The sequence below is a fragment of the Williamsoniiplasma somnilux genome (genome assembly GCF_002804005.1).
Lineage (GTDB): Bacteria > Bacillota_I > Bacilli_A > Mycoplasmatales > Mycoplasmataceae > Williamsoniiplasma > Williamsoniiplasma somnilux.
Genome location: NZ_CP024965.1, coordinates 459850 through 479285 on the forward strand (window position 1 = coordinate 459850; position 19436 = coordinate 479285).

The following is a 19436-nucleotide window of genomic DNA, read 5'->3' on the forward strand; positions in this document are numbered from 1 at the left end:
TTTACCCCTTCATTACCTTTAAAAATTCATATTCAGGAATAATCTTATTGTCAGATTTGCCTTGCATCATTTTTTTGTTAAGGTTATATAATAATATAATTTTATCATTTAAATTGTTAATATCGGCTTTAATAAATTTTAATGTCATTTTTATACGATAAGGTGTGGTATTTAATTTTTTAGCTATTTCTTGATCGCTTACTCCTTGATTTTTGAGAATTATTAAGTTTCTTGTAAAAGATAAATTTGTGTTAAGTAAAGAAAGAAATCCTGTCAAATCGTTATTTATTATCGAAAAGTCTTTAAATTTATTTAAAAATCCTGTTAAATCGTTATTGATAAAATGATTGCTTAATTCAAAAATATCTACATCAAAATATTTGTTCAAATTCTCAGCAACTATTTTTAATGTGATTTCATTTTCAGGAATGTTAATAAATTTATTTAATTCATTAGAGATTACTTGCATATCATTTGGTAAATTATTAACAATATAAGAAATTGTCTCATTTTCAATTATTTTATTATTTCTTTTAAAAAATTCATTAATGTAATTAAATGTAGTTTGTTCTGATAATTTTTCAATTTTGTAAATTTCAAAATTATATTTAATGAAATTAGCTATTTTCAATTTTTTAGAAAATTTATCACTATTTAATGTAAAAATTACCTCTGTATTTGGAGCAATTTTAGACAACATTGAGATTAGTGTTTCATTGTTAAAATCCTTGTGTAATTGAACTTTGCTTTCATTGACAAATCAAGATTCCTTTAAAATAATAATTTTAAAATCTTCAAACATAGAAAAAGTTATTAAAGTGTTTTTGATATCTTGAAGAGAATCCTCAATGAATGAATGTTCAATTATTTCGCATTTTTTATCTTTGCTAATATTTTTGATTATTTTATCTAAATGTTTTTTTAACAAAAACAAATCTGAAGAATAAATGAAGTGCATCCTTTTAAAACTCCTTTATATAATATTAAAGGTTTTAGACAAAAAAATAAACATTTTTATTGCTCATATGGAGTTTTTATTTGTTATAATTTATTTTGTATTGACGATTAGACCGAAATATAAAAAGGAGTTGAAAAAATGGCAAATATCAAATCACAAAAAAAACGTGTGTTAACTAATGAAAAATCAAGATTAGCTAATAAATCATTAAAATCAGAAGTTAAAACAGCGATCAAAAAAGCTTTAGTTGCTAAATCAGAAAATGCAACTAACAAAGATGAATTAGTTTTAGCTGCAATTAAATTAGTTGATAAAGGTGTTTCAAAAGGGATTTTTAAAGCTAACAAAGCTGCTCGTGAAAAATCACGTTTAATGAGTGCTTAATTTTCAATTACTTCGACAATTAGAATTTATAAAGTTAGATTTATTATCTAACTTTTTTTATTTTAGATCAAAAATCGATTTTGTTTGTAAATCCAAAGTTCAATTGTGAATGTTTTGGCTTATTCAATACTGAATATTATTGTTTTTTAATGTTTCTAAAGTTTCAGAATTTGGAAAATGTAAATTGTTATGATCTGTTCCGCTTATAAAAGCATAAAGCGGATTAATTAACTTAATTCAATCATCGCTAGAAGAAGTTTTTGAACCGTGATGTCCAATAATCATTAAATCAATATTCAAAGATTTAATTAATTTTTGAAAGTTTGTATCATTGATAAATTGTTGTTCTCCCACCTTAGTTAAATCACCGCTAATAAAAATGTTGCTCTTACCTGTCATCAATATTATCAATCTAGAGTTATCATTCTCATCTTTTTGTTTTGTTAATTTAAAAGTTTTTAAAATTAATCCATTAATATTTCATTCGCTTTGCGTATTTTCGCGTTTTATTATATTCTTCACATGGAACTCTTCTTTAATTTTATTTATTCCATTATAATGGTCTTCATGATTATGAGATATAAAGACATAATCAATGTCATTTATTCCTCAATACCTTAACAAGTCAGCTGCATTAGTTTTACCAAAGCCTTGTCCATTACCAACATCGAACAAAATAGTAACATGTTTAACCTTATTTATATAAATTATCGATTGTCCATTACCAACATTGACCATAGTTAATATTTCTTCGGGAAGAAATAATCTATTTAAAAATAATATAAAAATTGTAAAGCTACAAAAAATAGCAATTCTTAAAATTAAATATTTTTTATATTTTAATAAAGCATATAAAAATAAATAATATAAAAATATCAAAAACGGACTAAGGTGCCCAATATTTCAGCAAATATCAATATAACTAAACAAATGAACATAATTAATTAAAACATTTTTCAAAAATATAAAAAAAGTTTCAACATTAGGTAATCATCAAAATAAAAATGTCAAAAAATAGCAAACAAAAACAAAAGGACTTATAAGCAATTGGAAAAACTCATCAAAAACATGTCACTTTCAATCATAATAAATTTGTAAAGGTATAAAAATCATTGTTGCTTTTAAAAGATTGATCAAAATAAATTTTCAGTTACTATTATTATTTTTACTATCAAAAAATATTAAAGTTACTAACAAAAAGATAAAAGTTATATTTAAAAAAAATAATGGTTGAACAAAAACCAATAAAACAATAATGATACAATTTTTAGTTATTTTAGATATTTTTATTTTTTTTAAATAGCCAAAATTATTAATATAAATGCCAAAAAATACTCTTGTTATAATTAATGGAAACTTTAATAAAAAAAGATAAAAAAATAAGAAAACATCAATTACCATTTTTAAATAAATATTTTTTTTAAATCTAAAAATTGTTTTATTTAAAAAAACAGAAATTAAGAATATATTTAAACCACTTAAATTTAATAAATAACTTATACCTAAACTATTAAAAGTATTTTTTAAATCACCTGGTAAATAATTGTGAAAAATAAATTTTTGAATTAATTCATTATTAAATTTTTTGACAATATATTTATTAAATAAAAATATAATGTTATTCGTTTCTATGGCATCGATTTTATAATCAATGACTTGTTGATGAATATTTTGAGTTCACAAATAATTTTGAAAATCAAAATTAAAGAAATTTTGTTTTGAATCTATTGCTCCAATAGTTCCTGATATGTTAAATTTTTGACCAACAATGTGAGTATTGTTGAAAATATTTAAATAAAAATAAGTATTGTTATATTTAACAATTAAATAACTATTTGTACTTTTAATTGCAGTTACTTCAACATTATTTAAATAATCTCCTGATTTCATTGAGGGTTCAGTAATTTTTCAATATATTATAAAAAACACTAAAGGCAAGAGAAATAAAAGAAATAAATATTTGTTTTGTTTGGGTTTATAAAAGATCATTATTAAAACTATAATTAAAGAAATTAAACTTATTGTTCAAATACCTTTAGAATAAAGAAAAAAAATTGAAATAATTAATAACAATGTCGTAATAAATAATGTGTTTATTTTAAAAGATAATAAATTTTTTCATTCCTTTTTCGTAAATAATGCTTTGATTAATTTTTGAACAATAATTGATCACCTCTCTTTTTCTTATTTCTTTGTTTAAACCAGTTTTAAAAATAGCAATTAAATCAGAACATATTTGCTCAGAAACTCTTAGTGTTTGTTTTAAAAAATTAATTGTTAATAATTTGTAATTAATTTTTTGTACATATTTAGTTTTAATATCTAAAATTACATAATTTTTTTCAAAAATAATAGGTTCAAAAAAATCGATATTAGAGTTATTACTAACAAATTGTTCTTTTAATGGTACGTTTGAATCTTTGAATAAAATTTTTGGAAAATTTATTTTAATTTCAGTTGGCAAATTATATCTAATTGCACAATAATAATTAGTTATTTCTTTATTCGATAAACCAAGTTCTTGGTTATAAAAATAAATTATTCCTCCACCTAAAAAACTAAAAATAACAATAAAGATAAAAAGTATTTTTTTCATTTATTCCCCATAAAAGATTAGAAATAAAAAAAGAGATTGTTTAAATCTCTTTTATAAATTTTGAAGTTTTTGTTCTATTGCTAACAAATGTTCTTTGTAAGACTTATATTTATCTTTTTCTAATGCAATTTTTTCAGAAGAAGCTTTTTCAACAAAATTAGAATTGTTTAACATTTTTTCTGAACGTTTAATTTCTTGTTCCAACTCAATTTTTTTCGCTTGAAGCTCTTTAAAAAGTTCTTCTTTATTAATAAATTGTGAATTTAAAATTTCTAAAAAATATCCATTAATAGATATTGATGAAACATCCTTTGTATTTAAATTTTCAAAGCTAATTTCTGAATTTACAAAACTTTTTAAAAATTCATTTATTATTTCGAAATTTTTCTTAAAAATTTCGAAATTTTTGTCATTTAAATTAGTTACCGTAAAATTTAAAGATGATACATTTTTGATATTATTTGAATTTCTAAATTCTCTAATAGCACTAATTAAATCAACTACATAATTGATATATTCAGTTTCAAAATTGAATTTCTCTTGGCATCATTGCTCTAACATTATTGAATTTTTTAAATTCATTTTACAATAAATTTCTTCTGTTATAAAAGGCGTAAAGGGATGTAAAATAATTAAAATTTGTTTCAAAACATAAAAAAGTGTTTGTTTAGTTGAATTTACAATTGATAAATTAGTTGAAGCTAAATTTACTTTTGCAAATTCAATATATCATGAGCAATATTTAGTTCAAACAAAATCATAAATTAATTTTCCGGCAATTGCGAATTCATATTTATTAATCAACTCTGAAACTTGAATATTTAATTTATTAAATTCATTAAGAATTCATCTATCAACATCAGACTCTTTGTTTAACAAGGTTTCGTTGGAAATAATTTGTGGTTCAAAATTATCTCCAATATTCATCAATAAATATCTAGAAGCATTTCACAATTTATTCATAAAATTTCATGAACTTCTAATTTTCTCTTCGCTATATTTAATATCTTGTCCTGGGGTTGAATTTGTTAACAAAAAGAAACGCAACGAATCAACACCATATTGATTAATTAAGTCCATCGGATCAATTCCATTACCTAAAGATTTAGACATTTTTTGTCCTTGTTCATCTCTAACAAGACCATGTATTAAAACATCTTTAAAAGGTTTTTTACCTGTAAAAACCAAACCTTGAAAAATCATTCTTGCTACTCAAAAGAAAATAATATCATAACCTGTTACTAATACATTTGTCGGATAATAACGTTCAAAATATTCACTAAATTTTGTAGCTTCTCATTTTAGTGTTGCAAATGGCCATAAAGCAGAAGAAAATCATGTATCTAAAACATCAGTATCTTGTTCTCAATTTTCTAAGTCTACAGGAGGAGTCAAACTAACAATCATTTGTTTAGTTTTTTTGTTGTAGTAAGCAGGAATTTGATGACCTCATCATAATTGACGTGAAATTGTTCAATCATAGGCATCGGTCATTCATTTTTCTAAAACTTTATTAAATCGTTCTGGAAAAAAATTAATTTGTTGATTACTATTTTGTAAATTTAAAACCTCTTGAGCCAAAGTTTTCATTTTAACAAATCATTGATTAGACAAATATGGTTCAACAATAGTGTCAGTACGTTCTGAAAAACCAACTTGATGTTTAATTGCTTCTTCTTTAATGAAAGTATTCATTTTTTTAGTATTAATAATAATTTTTTTTCTTGCTGCAAAACGATCTAAACCATTATAGTTGGCTCCACCCAATTCGTTAATTGTTCCATCTTCATTCATACAAATGGGTTGTGCTAAATTATGACGTTTTCCTATTTCAAAATCATTAGGATCATGAGCTGGTGTACATTTCATAACTCCTGTTCCGAAATCAATTTCTACATAATCATCAGTGATAACAGGAATTAAATTATTATTAACTGGATTGATAACTTTTTTACCAACAAATTTTAAATATCTTTGATCATTTGGATTAACAACCAAACATTGATCCGCAAACATTGTTTCTGGTCTTGTAGTGGCTACTTCTAAAAAATCATTTGTTCCTTCAATAACATATTTGAAATAAAACATTTTCCCTTCAACTTCTTTGTAAATTACTTCAATATTTGATAAAGCTGTTTTTTGTTTAGGATCTCAATTAATAATTTTTTTATCTTTATAAATTAAACCCTTTTCAAACATCGAAACAAATACTGAATTAACTAGTTTATTAATTTCAGGATTAAATGTAAAGTTTTCAAGAGAATAATCTAGTGCCAAACCCATTTTGGCTCATTGTTGACGAATTGTTTGCGCATATTCATTTTTTCATTTTCACACTTCTTTTAAAAATTTATCTCTACCTAAATCATGGCGAGTTAAATCTTGTTCTTTTAGTTTAGATTCAACTTTTGTTTGTGTTGCGATTCCGGCATGATCCATTCCTGGAAGATATAAAGTATCAAAGCCATTCAATTTTTTGAAACGAATAATAGCATCTTGTAAACTTCCATCCCAAGCATGACCCAAGTGTAATTTACCAGTAACATTTGGAGGGGGCAAAATAATAGAAAAAGGTGGTTTTAAAGAATTGATATCAGCCTTAAAATAACCATTTTTAATTCAGTTTTCATATTTATTTTTTTCAACTAAATTTGAATCATATTTAGGACTTAATTCTTTATTTTTCATAGCGGAATTCTCTAACTTTCAATATAATAATTTTACCTTAAAAGTAGTTTCTTATAAATGCAAAAACAAAAAATCGAAAGCTGTGTTGCTTTCGATTTTAGTTATCTACAATTAACGAATAACGACTTCTTTATGGTCAATAATATCTTGCTCATATTTTTTGATTGGTTGTGGTTCGGTTAATGAAAACAAAACATTAAATGGTGTTGGTTTAAGAACATTACTTTGACGTGCTTCCATATCTTTGTGTCATTTTTTATGTTTTTTTGCTAAATTAGCTTTTGATTTATTTTGATGTTTATTTAACATCTCCATAATTTTTGTCTTGTCTAATTTATATTTTTTCAAAAAAATTTGATGTTTGTTAAATTTTCTTGTTAAAGCAATTTCGCTATTCTCAAAAATATCATTACTGATTTGATCGTCAAATTGATATTTAATATTTATTTTTTCACGTTTTAAACGTGATTTTTCAATAATAGAATTAATTAATTTATTTTTTTTATTTTCAAGTTCTTTAATCAAATCTTTTTTATTGCTTTTTTCACTTACTTCGAGTGCATGAATTTTAATTCCAATTGTTTTATTAACATGACTAATATCAGCTTCATTTGCAATCGTTACTTCGTTTAAAGCTGATTCTAGCAAGGTTGGAGGTGTGAACTCATCTTTAACATTATTTAATTGGTAATTTTTGATAGCTTTTTTAGAAGTTAAATACAATAACACCGTTGCTGCTATTGCTGCAGGGATTTCTGCCATTCCGTAGAATAAAAAAATAATTCAATCTGCATTTCCATTATTATTTCAACTTCCGCGAGCAATTGCTCAACCAATAATTGTCATTGTAATAACCGAAATTAATGCTCTTAAAACCGATAATAATGTCGCATAAGTTGATTGTCCTGTTCCCTGAAAAAGCGACATCGCTGAATAAGTTCATCCAGCCATAAAGAAACAACTGAAATACAAGAAAAATCATCAATGTTGTTCTTTTGGACCGTCGAACAACTGTAACATCATCCCTCCAAATGCCATAACAATAAATACCACTAAAAATCCTCAAATTGTATTAATTAGCATTTGGATTCTTAAAGTTTGTAAAATTCTAAATCGATTTCCTGAACCTTTGTTGTAAGCGTAGTTTGCATTTCCACCTTGCATCATTCCAACAATCGGTGCTCATAAAATCCCCATTCAAGGACTGCCTGCTGACAATACTCGAATTGCTGTTGAAACATAGGCTGGATGATCATTAACTACAATAATTATTCATCCTGCTCATGCTTGTGAAGGTGGACCAGGATTTGGGTGCATTACAGTAATTAACAAAGTCAAAATGAAGTTAGCTGCTGCAAAAATGAAATTTGATAAAAATGGTGAAAATCCTAAAGACCAAATTGAAAGTGAGTCTTTTCAAGTTAATTTAATTTTTTTCAAATTTGGTCTTAATAATGTATTTTTTGAAAAAGTAATAATTAATAAAGCAACAATAATTAAAAATCCTCAAGCAATCATTGAACCATAAACTGCCCCAGCCATTTTTTGATCTGCAGGAGATGCTTTCATAATTAATTCTCCAGTAATCATGTTGATAGCAACTGAAGCAACGTTAATTGCAATAACTCATCAAACCTTACCTTCGGTTCTTAGTAAAGTTGATAAAAAGGTTGCAAAAACTAATAATGGAAATCCCATAATAAACTTACTTGTGTATTGACTGGCAAGTAAATAAGCTACTGAAGTTTCTCGGTCTCCATAAGCAACATTAGCTTGTGCACAAATTATTAGAGGTGAAACAAAATATAAAATAATAACTCCAATAACTGCCATCAATAAGGTTTGTAATAAACCAGTTACAAGAACACTATCCATTTCTTGTTTATTTCTTCTTCCCATTGCTTGTCCTCATTTAACAGCCGTTCCAACAGCAGTTAATAACGATAATGCCTGAAGAATAAAAATAATCGTATTAGAATATTGTGTTGAAACATTAATTAATTGTTTAGCAAAAAGCTCTAAATAAACATTATCGGTGTTTGCATTAATCTCTGTAATCCCATCTGCTAATCAACCTTTTATTTCTCCAGATTTAACCATAGAAATTACTTGGTCCATCGCAAAATGTAAAGTTAATTGTTTATCAATTATTCCATACAATGCATTAACCAAAGTAATTATAATCATTGGTCCTGCCATAAACATTAATGCTTTAAATGGTGAAGCATATCTTAAAATTCATTCACGTCTAGTAAATAAAGTTGCTTGTTGTGAAAATTTATCTTCTTTAATAATTTGATTAACATTAACTTCAAAATTTTTAGCTTCATCATTATTGATTATTTTATTATTTTCTTCCATAAATTAACTCCTCTCTTTTTTAAAAAATTATCATTATGCTTATTTTACTCACTTATTTAAAAAAGGTAAACAAAAAAAATGCAAAAATTTGCATTTTTTTCTTATCTATATTGTTTTCTTTTTCTTTTAACTTTTGCTAATTCTTTTTTACGATCTTCTTCGACCATTGTGCTAACTAAGTGACGATTGCGTTGTCAAGATTTAGGAGCTCAGTGATATGAATAAAAAGTAATCGCATCAAAAATTAAAATTAAAATTGTTGGAATAAATGACAATGCAAAAGCAATAAAAAATAAACCAACATTAGATGCATTTCAACCTTCTGCACCGTAATTCATTAATCCGAAAATCGAACTATTAATTCCAGGTACTAAAATCAATATTAAATTCATAGCCCCTGCAATAAATGAAGCATATATTAATGTTGGTGATATTAATAGATTAACTTTTCTTGAAACTCTTCAATTTGACAGTTTAATTGTATGAGCAAAAAATAAAGCAGCAAAGACAGTTGTAATAAATAATGAAGTACGTCCGTAAACAATCCCTTCTTCTTTAACTAAAGTTGATATTTCGGTTGAAGTAAGGAGATCATATCAAGATAAACCATGTAGTAAAGAATCGGGAGTGAATGTCATTCCAATAAAGAATGAACCAATTCCTGCAATACTTGTAGCGATTCCTATTTTGATGATTGGTCAAATTAAACCGTTTAATAATTTATTTTTTCCTGTTTTTGGAGGCAACATCATTAATGTTGGATCTAATGGACCCATTCCAATAGCGATTGCTAAACATGACTCCACAATCAAGTTAATGTATAAAATATTAGTTGCTTCAAGAGGGGAAACATGAATTAGTAATGAAAGAATAAAAATCGTTAAAACGTTAGCTAAGTTAAATCCCATCAATAAAACAATAGCTCGTTTAATTTTTTGATAGACGTTTCTTCCTTCGTTAACCCCTTTCATAATTGTTGCGAAATTATCATCAGTTAAAATAACATCTGATGCTTGTTTAGCAACGTCTGTTCCAGTAATTCCCATCGCAACACCAATGTCTGCTTTTGATAATGATGGTGCATCATTAACACCATCTCCAGTCATAGAAACAATATAACCTTTTGCTTGTAATGCTGAGACAATTCTAACTTTGTGTTCTGGGTTAACACGAGCAAAGACACTGATATTATCAATAATTCTTCCTAATTCATCATCTGTCATTTTTTCTAATACTTCAGAAGAAATTACTTCATAACTTGTATAAGCTAAATCTAAATCACGAGCAATAGCTAAAGCTGTAGTTGCGTGGTCTCCTGTAATCATAACTACACCAATTCCTGCAGCGTGAGCTTCACTAATTGCTTGTACAGCTTCATTTCTAACAGGATCAATCATAGCAACAGCGCCTAAAAAGATTAATGATTTTTCTAGTTCCCCATTACTATCGACATCATCATAATTTTCATTGTAAGCAAACGCTAAAACTCTTAAAGCATCATTTGATAATTTTTTAGCTTCTTCAAGTAATTGATTTTTATGGTCTTTTGTTAACTTAACGATTTTGTTATTAAGCATGATACGGTCACAAATATTCAATAATTGATCAATAGCACCTTTTGTAAAAACAGTATTTGTTCCAGAAATGTTATTAACAGTTGTCATTAATTTTCTTTCGCTATCAAAAGGTATTTCATCAATTCGATTTCAATCAATTCTTGCTTTTTGTTCATCAATATTCATTAATTCGGCAAAGTCAACTAAAGCTAACTCAGTTGGATCACCTAAACGTTCAGAATCTTCTGTAACTGAATCGTTTGGTAAAACCAATGATTTTAAAAATAAATCTTTTTGTTCATCTAATAATGATTTAACATACTCTTCGCTAGTGATAGTTGTATTATTTAAAATAACTCTTTTAACTGTCATTTTATTTTGTGTTAAAGTTCCGGTTTTGTCAGTACAAATAACATTTACAGAACCCAACGTTTCTACTGACGCCAATTTTTTAACAATGACGTTTTCCTTTGTCATTCTTTTTGTCGAAAAAGATAAGGTAATTGAAACAACGGCTGATAAAGATTCTGGAATAACACCAATTGCTAAAGTAATTGCAATCATTAGATATTCTGCTCAAACTTGTCTTTCACCAGTGAAAAACATACTTGTAAAAATTAGTACCCCAATTAAAGCAGCGATTGCTGAAATTCAATACGAAAAAGAACTTAATTTTTTTTCTAGTGGTGTTTGTTGGTGAACATTAGCATTAACTGTAGTTGCGATTTTACCAATTTCTGTATCAGTTGCAGTTTTAATAACTACACCAATAGCTCTTCCAGCAGTTGTAAAAGTTGACATAAAGGCAATGTTTTTCATTTCAGCTAAAATTAAAGTTTCTGATTGTGCTTTATGAGTTTTTTCAACAGGTACAGATTCTCCGGTTAAAATAGACTCATCAATCATGAATTCTGAAGATTCAATAATTCTTAATTCTGCTGGTACATATTTACCAGCTTCCAGAATAACAATATCTCCAACGACTAGTTCTGCAGCATCAATCTCTTTTTGTGCACCGTCTCTTAAAACTACTGTTTTAGGTTTTGATAAAGACTTTAAAGCATCAACTGACTTTCGAGCTTTTACTGTTTGAACGGTTTCTAAAACAGCATCAACAATAACAATTAAAACAATTACGACAAAATCAATAAAGTCTTCAACGATTATTGGGGCATTCCAATTCCCAATTCTAGGAGCTACCACAGAAATAACGGCTGCAGCCAATAAAATTAATTGTAATGGCTCAATTAAAGCCAAAAGAAATGTTACATATCAAGGTCTAACTTTACCTGCAGGAAGTTCGTTTCTTCCATTTTTAGCAAGTCTTTGATTTACCTCATCTTGAGTTAAACCCTTTTTAAAATCTGTATTGAGATTTTTTTCAATATCTTTTGGAGTCTGTGATTCAAAATTATTCATTTATTATTCCCTTTCTAACAAATTTATGAATTCTTGATATATTCCTATCACTGTTTTTTTGTCCGGTGACGAAACTTTCACAAATTGATCGTCTGAATTCATTTTTAGTTCTTGCTTAATCATTTTTTCATTTTTGATAATATCATTTTTTTTAACTTTATCGAGTTTTGTTGCAACTAATAAAACATTAAGACCTATTGATTTAAAAAAAGAATACATTTCCTTATCATCATTTGTTGGTTTATGACGTAAATCAACAAGCATGCACACACCTTTTAGATTTGTTCTCGTAGTTAAGTAATCTTCCATCATTTCTGCAAAATCCATTCGCATTTTTTCGTTTACTTTAGCATAACCATATCCTGGCGCATCAACAATTCTAAACAATCCATTGTTTATATCAAAGAAATTTAATAATCTAGTTTTACCTGGGATCTGCGAAACTTTTGCTAATTTATTTTGATTACTAATTGCATTTATAAAAGTTGATTTACCAACATTTGATCTTCCTACAAACACTATTTCAGGAATTTCATCAATTATTCATCCCGTTTTGTCTGCTGCAGATTTAATAAAAATAGCTTGTTTAATCATTGCTTGATCTCCTTAATTTCATGTTTTTTTGATACCTTGAATTTCATCAAGAAAATCTTTTAATTGATAACAATACCTAATTTTCAATTGTTCAGATTTTTGAGAATTATTATTCTTATCTTTAATAAAAAAATTAATAAAAATATATTTACGTTTTGAGTCGTTAAAAATCTCCTTAATATTTTTGATTTCAAAAATATCTTCTATAAAAACAATTTTCTCATTTTTTACGATAACTATCAATGAAGATAAAGATTTAGAAATTACAACAATGTAAACAATTATTCAAATTATTAGGATTAACGATATTATTTCATTAATTACATAAACAACAATTTCAGAACTATTAGCATTTTTATCCAGCAATAAATAAATGGTAAAAGTTAATATATTAGAAAAATATAAAAACAAAGTAATAAGTCATGAAAAAATAAATAAAAGTTTGTAATTTTTATTTTCAAAAAATTTAACATCTTGTTTTTTAAACAAACTAACTTGTTTGTATTTAAATGTGAAAGATATTAAATAATAAAAAACTAAAATCATAACTATAGTTGTCAAAATGAAACCTGAAATTGAAAGCATTAATTTAAAATTATTATTTTCGACTAAAAACATTTAATGATCACCTTTCATTTTTGTGGAAATTAATTCGTTGATTATGATAGTTACTTGCGGATTGTTAGAAATAACTTCATATAATTTTTCATCTGTATGAAGAATGTAACCAGGAAAATATTGATCTCCGACTCTAATAATAGAAATGTATGATTTTAAAATATCATTAATTAAAATTTGTTCATATTTACCTTTATTTTCAAACAAAACTCTTAAATTAGAAATATACATCATGCCTTTGTATTTATGTTCTTTTAAATTAGATTTTTTTAAACGATAATTGTTTTTTAAAGATATAAAATCAGGGTCTTCAAAATAGTCATCATAATTAGTTAGTTTACCGTCACTGATTTTGTCAAAAAATTTGTAAGCTTTTTGTTTTTTTTCAACCAGGTATACTATTACTTCATTTTCTAGAAAATGAAGAATTTCTCCAATAGGTAATTCTATTTTTACTTTTAATGGTTTCATAAGCTCATTAATATTAATTGTGCTTTTTTTAATCTTTCATTCTTTAAAGTATTTATTTCTAACTTCAATAAAGGGTTTATGTTTTTTGCTATATGAAAAAGCTAAAAATCCTGAAATTATTAAAATTCCAAAATATATTAATAAACTAACTAATATAAAAATGTACTTTATTTCCACGTTTACTCCTTTAAAAATTATTAATCAGTTTCTCCTTGTTCTCAAAAATCAATTAAAGTTATTAAGGCTTTGGTCTTTATTAATTTTGCAAATATTTCTTCGATATATGCAAAATTATTTAAAGTAATTTTATTATCTAAAACAAATAATTGAACTAACATATCATTAGCTTCTTTAAAATCTACAAAATCTTTTTCTTTTATTAAAATATTCAAAACTTTAGCAAATTCATTAGAAATATTAAAATCATTTTGGTCTTTATTATCTAAATTTTGATATCAAATATTCGCTTGTGAAATAACAAACTTTTTCATTTCCTTAATAAGTTCTATTTCTGAAATGTTTTCTTGTTCTTCAAAACTTAAAGCTTTATCCATAAATGAACCTTGAGAAATCATTTCATTCAAAAGAGTTTTAGCTGTGAAAAAATTATCCAACAACATATATTTATCAGCATCACGAGTTTGTTTAATTACATCAATAATTTCGTTTTCAATTATTTCAAATTTTTTAACTAGATTATCAAAATCATCATAATCATCTAATTCATTTAAATTATCAATAAATTTGCTTATAAATTTAACATTTTTACTTTCTTGATTTAATTCATCTTCTAAAAATTCAAGATTAGTTATAATAAGTCCTAATGCAGGTTCAAAAAAATTTACTTCAAGTTCTTCTTTAATTAGTTCATTTCCCAGCGTCATTTTTTTACCTCTTTAATTATTAAGATTATAACTTATATAAGTTTTATATTGTATATAATAAAACTATCTCGGAGGTTAATCCATGTTAGAAATATACAAATTACCTAAATTATCAGATAATGAATTATCTCAACTAAATTATATTAATCCATGATGAGAAAAAACTTTAAAGAAACTTGTGCAAAAGAACTTGAATTGAATTAAAAGATTTAATAAAGATTCAAATATTTTTATTTCGTTAAAACCAAAAGAAAAAATTGAAGATTATAAAAAATTGTTTCAAGCGGTCAATAATATGCAAACTTTTTTTGAACCTAAAATTAAACAAATAAAAAATGAACTGAAAATGATTAAAAAATTTCAAAAAATGATCAGCGATTACTCATTATTATTAGGAACGTGTTGATCAATTGTTATTATGATTTATTATTATCGTGATTTTAATAGCTTAGAAATTAATAATAAAAGAGGACATTCAATAAAAGTTTTTAACAATAAAAACCTAGAATTTTATGATCGTTTTAAAAAAAACATTATAAATACTTTAGGCAATAATGAAGTGCTAGATGTTATTTTTAAAAATGAAAATTTTAATGACGGTAAACTAAATGATTCTTCTTTAATCGTTAATTCAATTGTGAAATATGCTAGTAAGTTATTTAAAAACAAACAATTAAGTAAAGAAAAATATGCAGACACTTTATTACATGCAATAATTTATAATTCTTTAAATTTAAATTTTGTTTCTAACTATAATGTTTTTGTCTTAAATTTACTAAAAATAAATTAAATGAAAAAAATGAAAAAACTTAACCAATGGGTTTGCACCAAAAATAAATATGCTAAAATATTTTAAACTGTCTCAAAAAGAGACGATTGAAAATAAGGAGAAACGATCATGCATTTGAAAAAACAAATCATAACAAAAGATATGATTCATGATTGAAAATTTTGATTTAAATTAATTATTGGTTTAAGTATTATGGGCCTAATTATTGGTACCAAAATATCAGACATGGTTTCATTAATGACTGCTTCTAAGCAAGTAGAAGCCATTCTGGCAAGTTCAGAACTTAAAGGCATTAGCATTGATGATATATTCAACAAAGTTAAGGAAATCGCAACACTTAAAGGATTTGATGAAGCTAGAAGTTATATGAATTGGATATCTATTGTCCCTAATAAAATTGATGGTGATAACATCGGATGATTATCATCAACAAGTTTTGGTGATTTTTTCATTAATTCATTTACATACTTTACAACTTTATCAAACATTGCTGTAGGAATTTGATTTTTAGTAGCTGCATTAAAACCACAAAACGAAGGAATTAAAGGTTATATTTCATTAAATTCAACAATTATTGTAACAACTTACATAACAATTACTTTAATTATTTATAATGGAATTTTATTACCAACTTCATTAATGAATGGAGATTACATGAGTGCCTTCAATTGAACAACAACTGTATTAGAACACATGTTATTCCCACTTGCTTTAATTTTATATGTCGCTTTAGTAATGAAACCCATTAATACTCAAAAAGCTAAACAATATATTAAAAAAGGTTGAGTTAAGGCTATCATCTTATTGTTGACTTATGGAATTTTAATTTTAATTAGAGGAGAAATTCGTTACCAGGGAAACAAACCTGTTGACACTCAATACCCATACTTCTTCTTACGTGTTCATGAAGCTAAAGTTGTTGGATTACCAGGGGTTGCTTGATTCTTTATTGCAGTTATTGCAATTGCAGCAATCTTAATAGGATTCTCAACTTTATATATGCACATTTTAAACACCAGAGAAAATAAAATAAAAAGAGTTCATTAAGAACTCTTTTTATTTTATTGTTTTAACGTTTAATTGTTCTAAAAGGGAATCATTAACAAAATCTGGAGCATTAGACATCGGATCAATTCCAGATGAGTTTTTAGGAAAAGCAATCACATCTCTGATTGAATAAGCGCCAGTTAATAACATTCCTATACGATCTAAACCTAAGGCGAGACCCGAATGGTATGGTGCTCCATATTTGTAAGCATTCATAAATCAATCAAAATTATTTACAATTTCTTCTTTAGATAATTCTATTGCATCAAACATGCGTTTTTGAAGATCGAAATTAGTTATTCTTTGAGAACCTCCTCCAATTTCAAAACCGTTCATTACAAGATCGTACGAATTAGCTAAAGCTTGCTCTTTATTGGTATCAAAATCTTTTAATGATTCTTGTTTAGGCATTGTAAATGGGTGGTGTGCTGCAACAAAACGATTATCATCTTCACTTCATTCGAATAAAGGAAAATCAACCACTCACAACAATTTAAAATCGGTAACGTTAGCTAAATTAAAAATTTTAGCTAAATTAATTCTGATTGCACCCATTGCTTGAGAAATGGTTTTATATTTGTCTCCATTGACAAATAAAGTTCCCTTATCTTTAATATTGAAAATAGTAAGTAATTCTTTTTTTTCTTTTTCGTTCAATTGTGAAGCAATCGAACCTGATCAAGTATCGTTTTCAAATTTAGCAAATCCAATTGATTTTAAATGATTTTGCTTAGCTGTTTCTTCGATTTCAAGAATTTGCTTTTTAGTTAATATTTCATCAATCATAACTCCTCTAATTGAAAGATTTTGCTTAACTAAAGGTTTTAGCATTTTGATTTCTGTATTAGCAAAAACTTCATTAAGATCTTTGATTAGTAAATCATATCTTAAATCTGGTTTATCAACTCCATAATTTGCAATTGCTTCTTTGTAAGGAAGTCTTATTAACGGTTCAATAATATCAACATTTTTTAAATCTTTAAGAATTTTTTTGATTAAATTTTCGATAATTTCCATGACATCTTCATTGGTTGCAAACGACATTTCCATATCTAACTGTGTAAATTCTGGTTGACGATCAATTCTTAAATCTTCATCTCTAAAACATCTAACAATTTGAAAATATCTGTCTATTCCCGAAATCATTAATAGTTGTTTAAAAAGCTGCGGAGATTGTGGTAAAGCATAAAACTTATTTTTGTTAGTTCTTGAGGGTACTAAAAAGTCTCTAGCTCCTTCGGGTGTTGATTTTCCTAAAATTGGTGTTTCAACTTCCACAAATTTTTGGTCTTCTAAGTATCTACGAATAATTGAATTCATTTTTGATCTTATTAAAAGATTGTTTGTCATTTCAGGTCTTCGTAAATCTAAATAACGATATGATAGACGAGTATCTTCTAATGTATCTATTTTGTCTTCAATTTGAAAAGGTGTCAATTCTGATTTATTAATTACCAAAATATTTTCAACTTGAATTTCAATTTCACCTGTAGTTAATTCTAAATTTTTAGATTTCCTTTCAACCACTATACCTATAACTTCAACAACAAATTCTGTTTTAATGTCATTTAATATTGAGGTTTCTTTATCTGAAGCTATAATTTGTGTAATTCCATAACGATCTCTTAAATCAATAAAAGTCATTGCTCCCATCTTTCTAATTTTTTTAACTCATCCTTGCAATAAAACTTTTTGCCCAATGTTGGAAATATTTAATTCTCCACATGTATGTGTTCTTTTCATGTTAGCCCCTTTCCTATTTATTTTTTTGAATTATTTCAAAAATATCTTTTACATCAACCATAATTTGTTCACCGTTTTTTTGGTTTTTTAATGTAACTTTTTGAGTTGTGAATTCTTCATCGCCAAAAATAATAATTCATTTTGCATCTAACTTTTCTGCTTGTTTAAAAGCTGATTTAAAACTTCTATTCATCAAATCTGTATCAACTATAACATTTTGTTCTCTTAATGTTCTTAAAACTTTATAATTTAATTCCATTCCTTTTTCAGACAATGCAATTGTGTATAAATCTAAGCCTTTATTTGTTTTTAAGTCCTTTTTCAAATTTTTTAAAATAATCAAAATTCTTTCTATACCTAAAGCAAAACCTGCAGCCGGCATATTTGGTCCACCTAATTCTGATACTAAGTTATTGTATCTTCCTCCGGCAATAATGGTATCTTGAGAACCTAAAATTTCTGAATTATATTTAACTTCAAATATTAAACCAGTATAGTAATCTAAACCTCTAACTAATTTACTACTAATTTTTACATTAATTTCTGATTCTTTTAACTTTTGGACGATTTTTGAAAAATAAAGTTCATCTTCTGAGTTTAAATATTTTTGCATATTAGGTGCATCTAAAAATTTGATACCATCAATTTTGCAATCTAAAACCCTTAAAGGATTTAACGATAATCTTTGAGTACAATCATTACATAAATTTTTAAAAGTTTCTAAATATTTTTTTAAATCCGAAATATATTTTTCTCTTCTAATTCCTGTAACCAAAAAATTTAAATCAATTTGAATGTTTTTTTCTATACCTATTTTTTTTGTAATCGCATATGCAAAATTTATTAATTCTAAGTCTTGCTCAATATTGTTTGGGCCAAATACTTCAACTCCAAATTGATTAAATTGTCTATTTCTTCCAACTTGTGGTCTTTCATATCTAAACATTGGTCCGATATAAAAAGTTTTAAATGGTATAAATTCAGGAGCATACAATTTGTTTTCAATCAATGCTCTAACTACTGGCGCTGTTCCTTCTGGTCTTAAAACAAATTGACGATTTTTTTTATCTACAAATTCATACATTTCTTTAGAAACAACATCACTAGTTGTTCCAACTGAACGAACAAATAATTCTTTAGCCTCAAAAATAGGGGTTCTAATTTCTTGAAAATTATAGTTTTTAGCAATTGTTTTTAAAATTGTTTCCAATTCAATTATTTCATTTATTTCATTTAAAAAAAGATCTTGTGTTCCACGAGGTTTTTGAATCATTTATTTCACTTCTTTCATCTATAAAATTATAACTTATATTAGTCGCATTATCGA

Annotated in this window: 15 protein-coding genes; 3 read left to right on the forward strand and 12 right to left on the reverse strand. The window is 25.7% G+C overall.

Going from position 1 to position 19436, the window contains the following annotated elements:
- Position 1: 1 nt before the first annotated feature.
- Positions 2 to 958 carry a DNA polymerase III subunit delta gene (gene holA / locus ESOMN_RS01985; protein WP_024863288.1) on the reverse strand — a complete coding sequence of 319 codons (957 nt, stop codon included), beginning with the start codon at positions 956 to 958 and terminating at the stop codon, positions 2 to 4.
- Between the two features lie 138 nt (positions 959 to 1096).
- Between holA and rpsT the strand changes: the two genes are divergently transcribed.
- Positions 1097 to 1342, forward strand: coding sequence for a 30S ribosomal protein S20 (rpsT, locus tag ESOMN_RS01990; protein ID WP_024863289.1), 246 nt, complete (start codon positions 1097 to 1099; stop codon positions 1340 to 1342).
- Positions 1343 to 1399: 57 nt separating this feature from the next.
- Here rpsT and ESOMN_RS01995 read toward each other — a convergent pair whose 3' ends face one another.
- The 9 genes from ESOMN_RS01995 to ESOMN_RS02035 form a co-directional block, all read right to left on the reverse strand.
- Positions 1400 to 3232, reverse strand: a complete 1833-nt coding sequence (locus ESOMN_RS01995) for a ComEC/Rec2 family competence protein (RefSeq protein ID WP_024863290.1) — start codon at positions 3230 to 3232, stop codon at positions 1400 to 1402.
- Between the two features lie 208 nt (positions 3233 to 3440).
- Positions 3441 to 3938: a hypothetical protein gene (locus tag ESOMN_RS02000; RefSeq protein WP_024863291.1), complete on the reverse strand. Its 498-nt coding sequence runs from the start codon at positions 3936 to 3938 to the stop codon at positions 3441 to 3443.
- Between the two features lie 51 nt (positions 3939 to 3989).
- The gene (locus tag ESOMN_RS02005; RefSeq protein WP_024863292.1) at positions 3990 to 6626 is read right to left on the reverse strand and encodes a valine--tRNA ligase; all 2637 of its coding nucleotides are present in this window, start codon (positions 6624 to 6626) and stop codon (positions 3990 to 3992) included.
- A gap of 111 nt (positions 6627 to 6737) precedes the next feature.
- Positions 6738 to 8987: an MATE family efflux transporter gene (locus ESOMN_RS02010; RefSeq protein WP_024863293.1), complete on the reverse strand. Its 2250-nt coding sequence runs from the start codon at positions 8985 to 8987 to the stop codon at positions 6738 to 6740.
- A 101-nt stretch (positions 8988 to 9088) separates the two neighbouring features.
- Positions 9089 to 11962, reverse strand: a complete 2874-nt coding sequence (locus tag ESOMN_RS02015) for a cation-translocating P-type ATPase (RefSeq protein ID WP_024863294.1) — start codon at positions 11960 to 11962, stop codon at positions 9089 to 9091.
- A 3-nt stretch (positions 11963 to 11965) separates the two neighbouring features.
- Positions 11966 to 12556 carry a ribosome biogenesis GTP-binding protein YihA/YsxC gene (gene yihA, locus ESOMN_RS02020; RefSeq protein WP_024863295.1) on the reverse strand — a complete coding sequence of 197 codons (591 nt, stop codon included), beginning with the start codon at positions 12554 to 12556 and terminating at the stop codon, positions 11966 to 11968.
- Positions 12557 to 12568: 12 nt separating this feature from the next.
- The gene (locus ESOMN_RS02025; RefSeq protein ID WP_024863296.1) at positions 12569 to 13174 is read right to left on the reverse strand and encodes a hypothetical protein; all 606 of its coding nucleotides are present in this window, start codon (positions 13172 to 13174) and stop codon (positions 12569 to 12571) included.
- Positions 13175 to 13822 carry a hypothetical protein gene (locus ESOMN_RS02030; RefSeq protein ID WP_024863297.1) on the reverse strand — a complete coding sequence of 216 codons (648 nt, stop codon included), beginning with the start codon at positions 13820 to 13822 and terminating at the stop codon, positions 13175 to 13177.
- A gap of 20 nt (positions 13823 to 13842) precedes the next feature.
- Complete coding sequence (locus ESOMN_RS02035; protein WP_024863298.1) at positions 13843 to 14529, reverse strand: hypothetical protein; 687 nt, start codon at positions 14527 to 14529, stop codon at positions 13843 to 13845.
- An 82-nt stretch (positions 14530 to 14611) separates the two neighbouring features.
- Here ESOMN_RS02035 and ESOMN_RS02040 point away from each other — a divergent pair, with 82 nt between their 5' ends.
- Together ESOMN_RS02040 and ESOMN_RS02045 are read left to right on the forward strand one after the other, a co-directional pair.
- The gene (locus ESOMN_RS02040) at positions 14612 to 15319 is read left to right on the forward strand and encodes a hypothetical protein (RefSeq protein ID WP_024863299.1); all 708 of its coding nucleotides are present in this window, start codon (positions 14612 to 14614) and stop codon (positions 15317 to 15319) included.
- 108 nt (positions 15320 to 15427) lie between these two features.
- A complete protein-coding gene (locus ESOMN_RS02045; protein ID WP_024863300.1) occupies positions 15428 to 16366 on the forward strand; it encodes a Pr6Pr family membrane protein in 939 nt (312 codons plus the stop codon).
- Positions 16367 to 16375: 9 nt separating this feature from the next.
- Here the strand turns inward: ESOMN_RS02045 and aspS are convergent, their stop codons facing one another.
- Together aspS and hisS are read right to left on the reverse strand one after the other, a co-directional pair.
- Positions 16376 to 18109: an aspartate--tRNA ligase gene (gene aspS, locus ESOMN_RS02050; protein ID WP_024863301.1), complete on the reverse strand. Its 1734-nt coding sequence runs from the start codon at positions 18107 to 18109 to the stop codon at positions 16376 to 16378.
- Between the two features lie 13 nt (positions 18110 to 18122).
- Entirely contained in the window at positions 18123 to 19382 is a 1260-nt protein-coding gene (hisS, locus tag ESOMN_RS02055) for a histidine--tRNA ligase (protein WP_024863302.1), read from the reverse strand.
- Between the last annotated feature and the right edge of the window lie 54 nt (positions 19383 to 19436).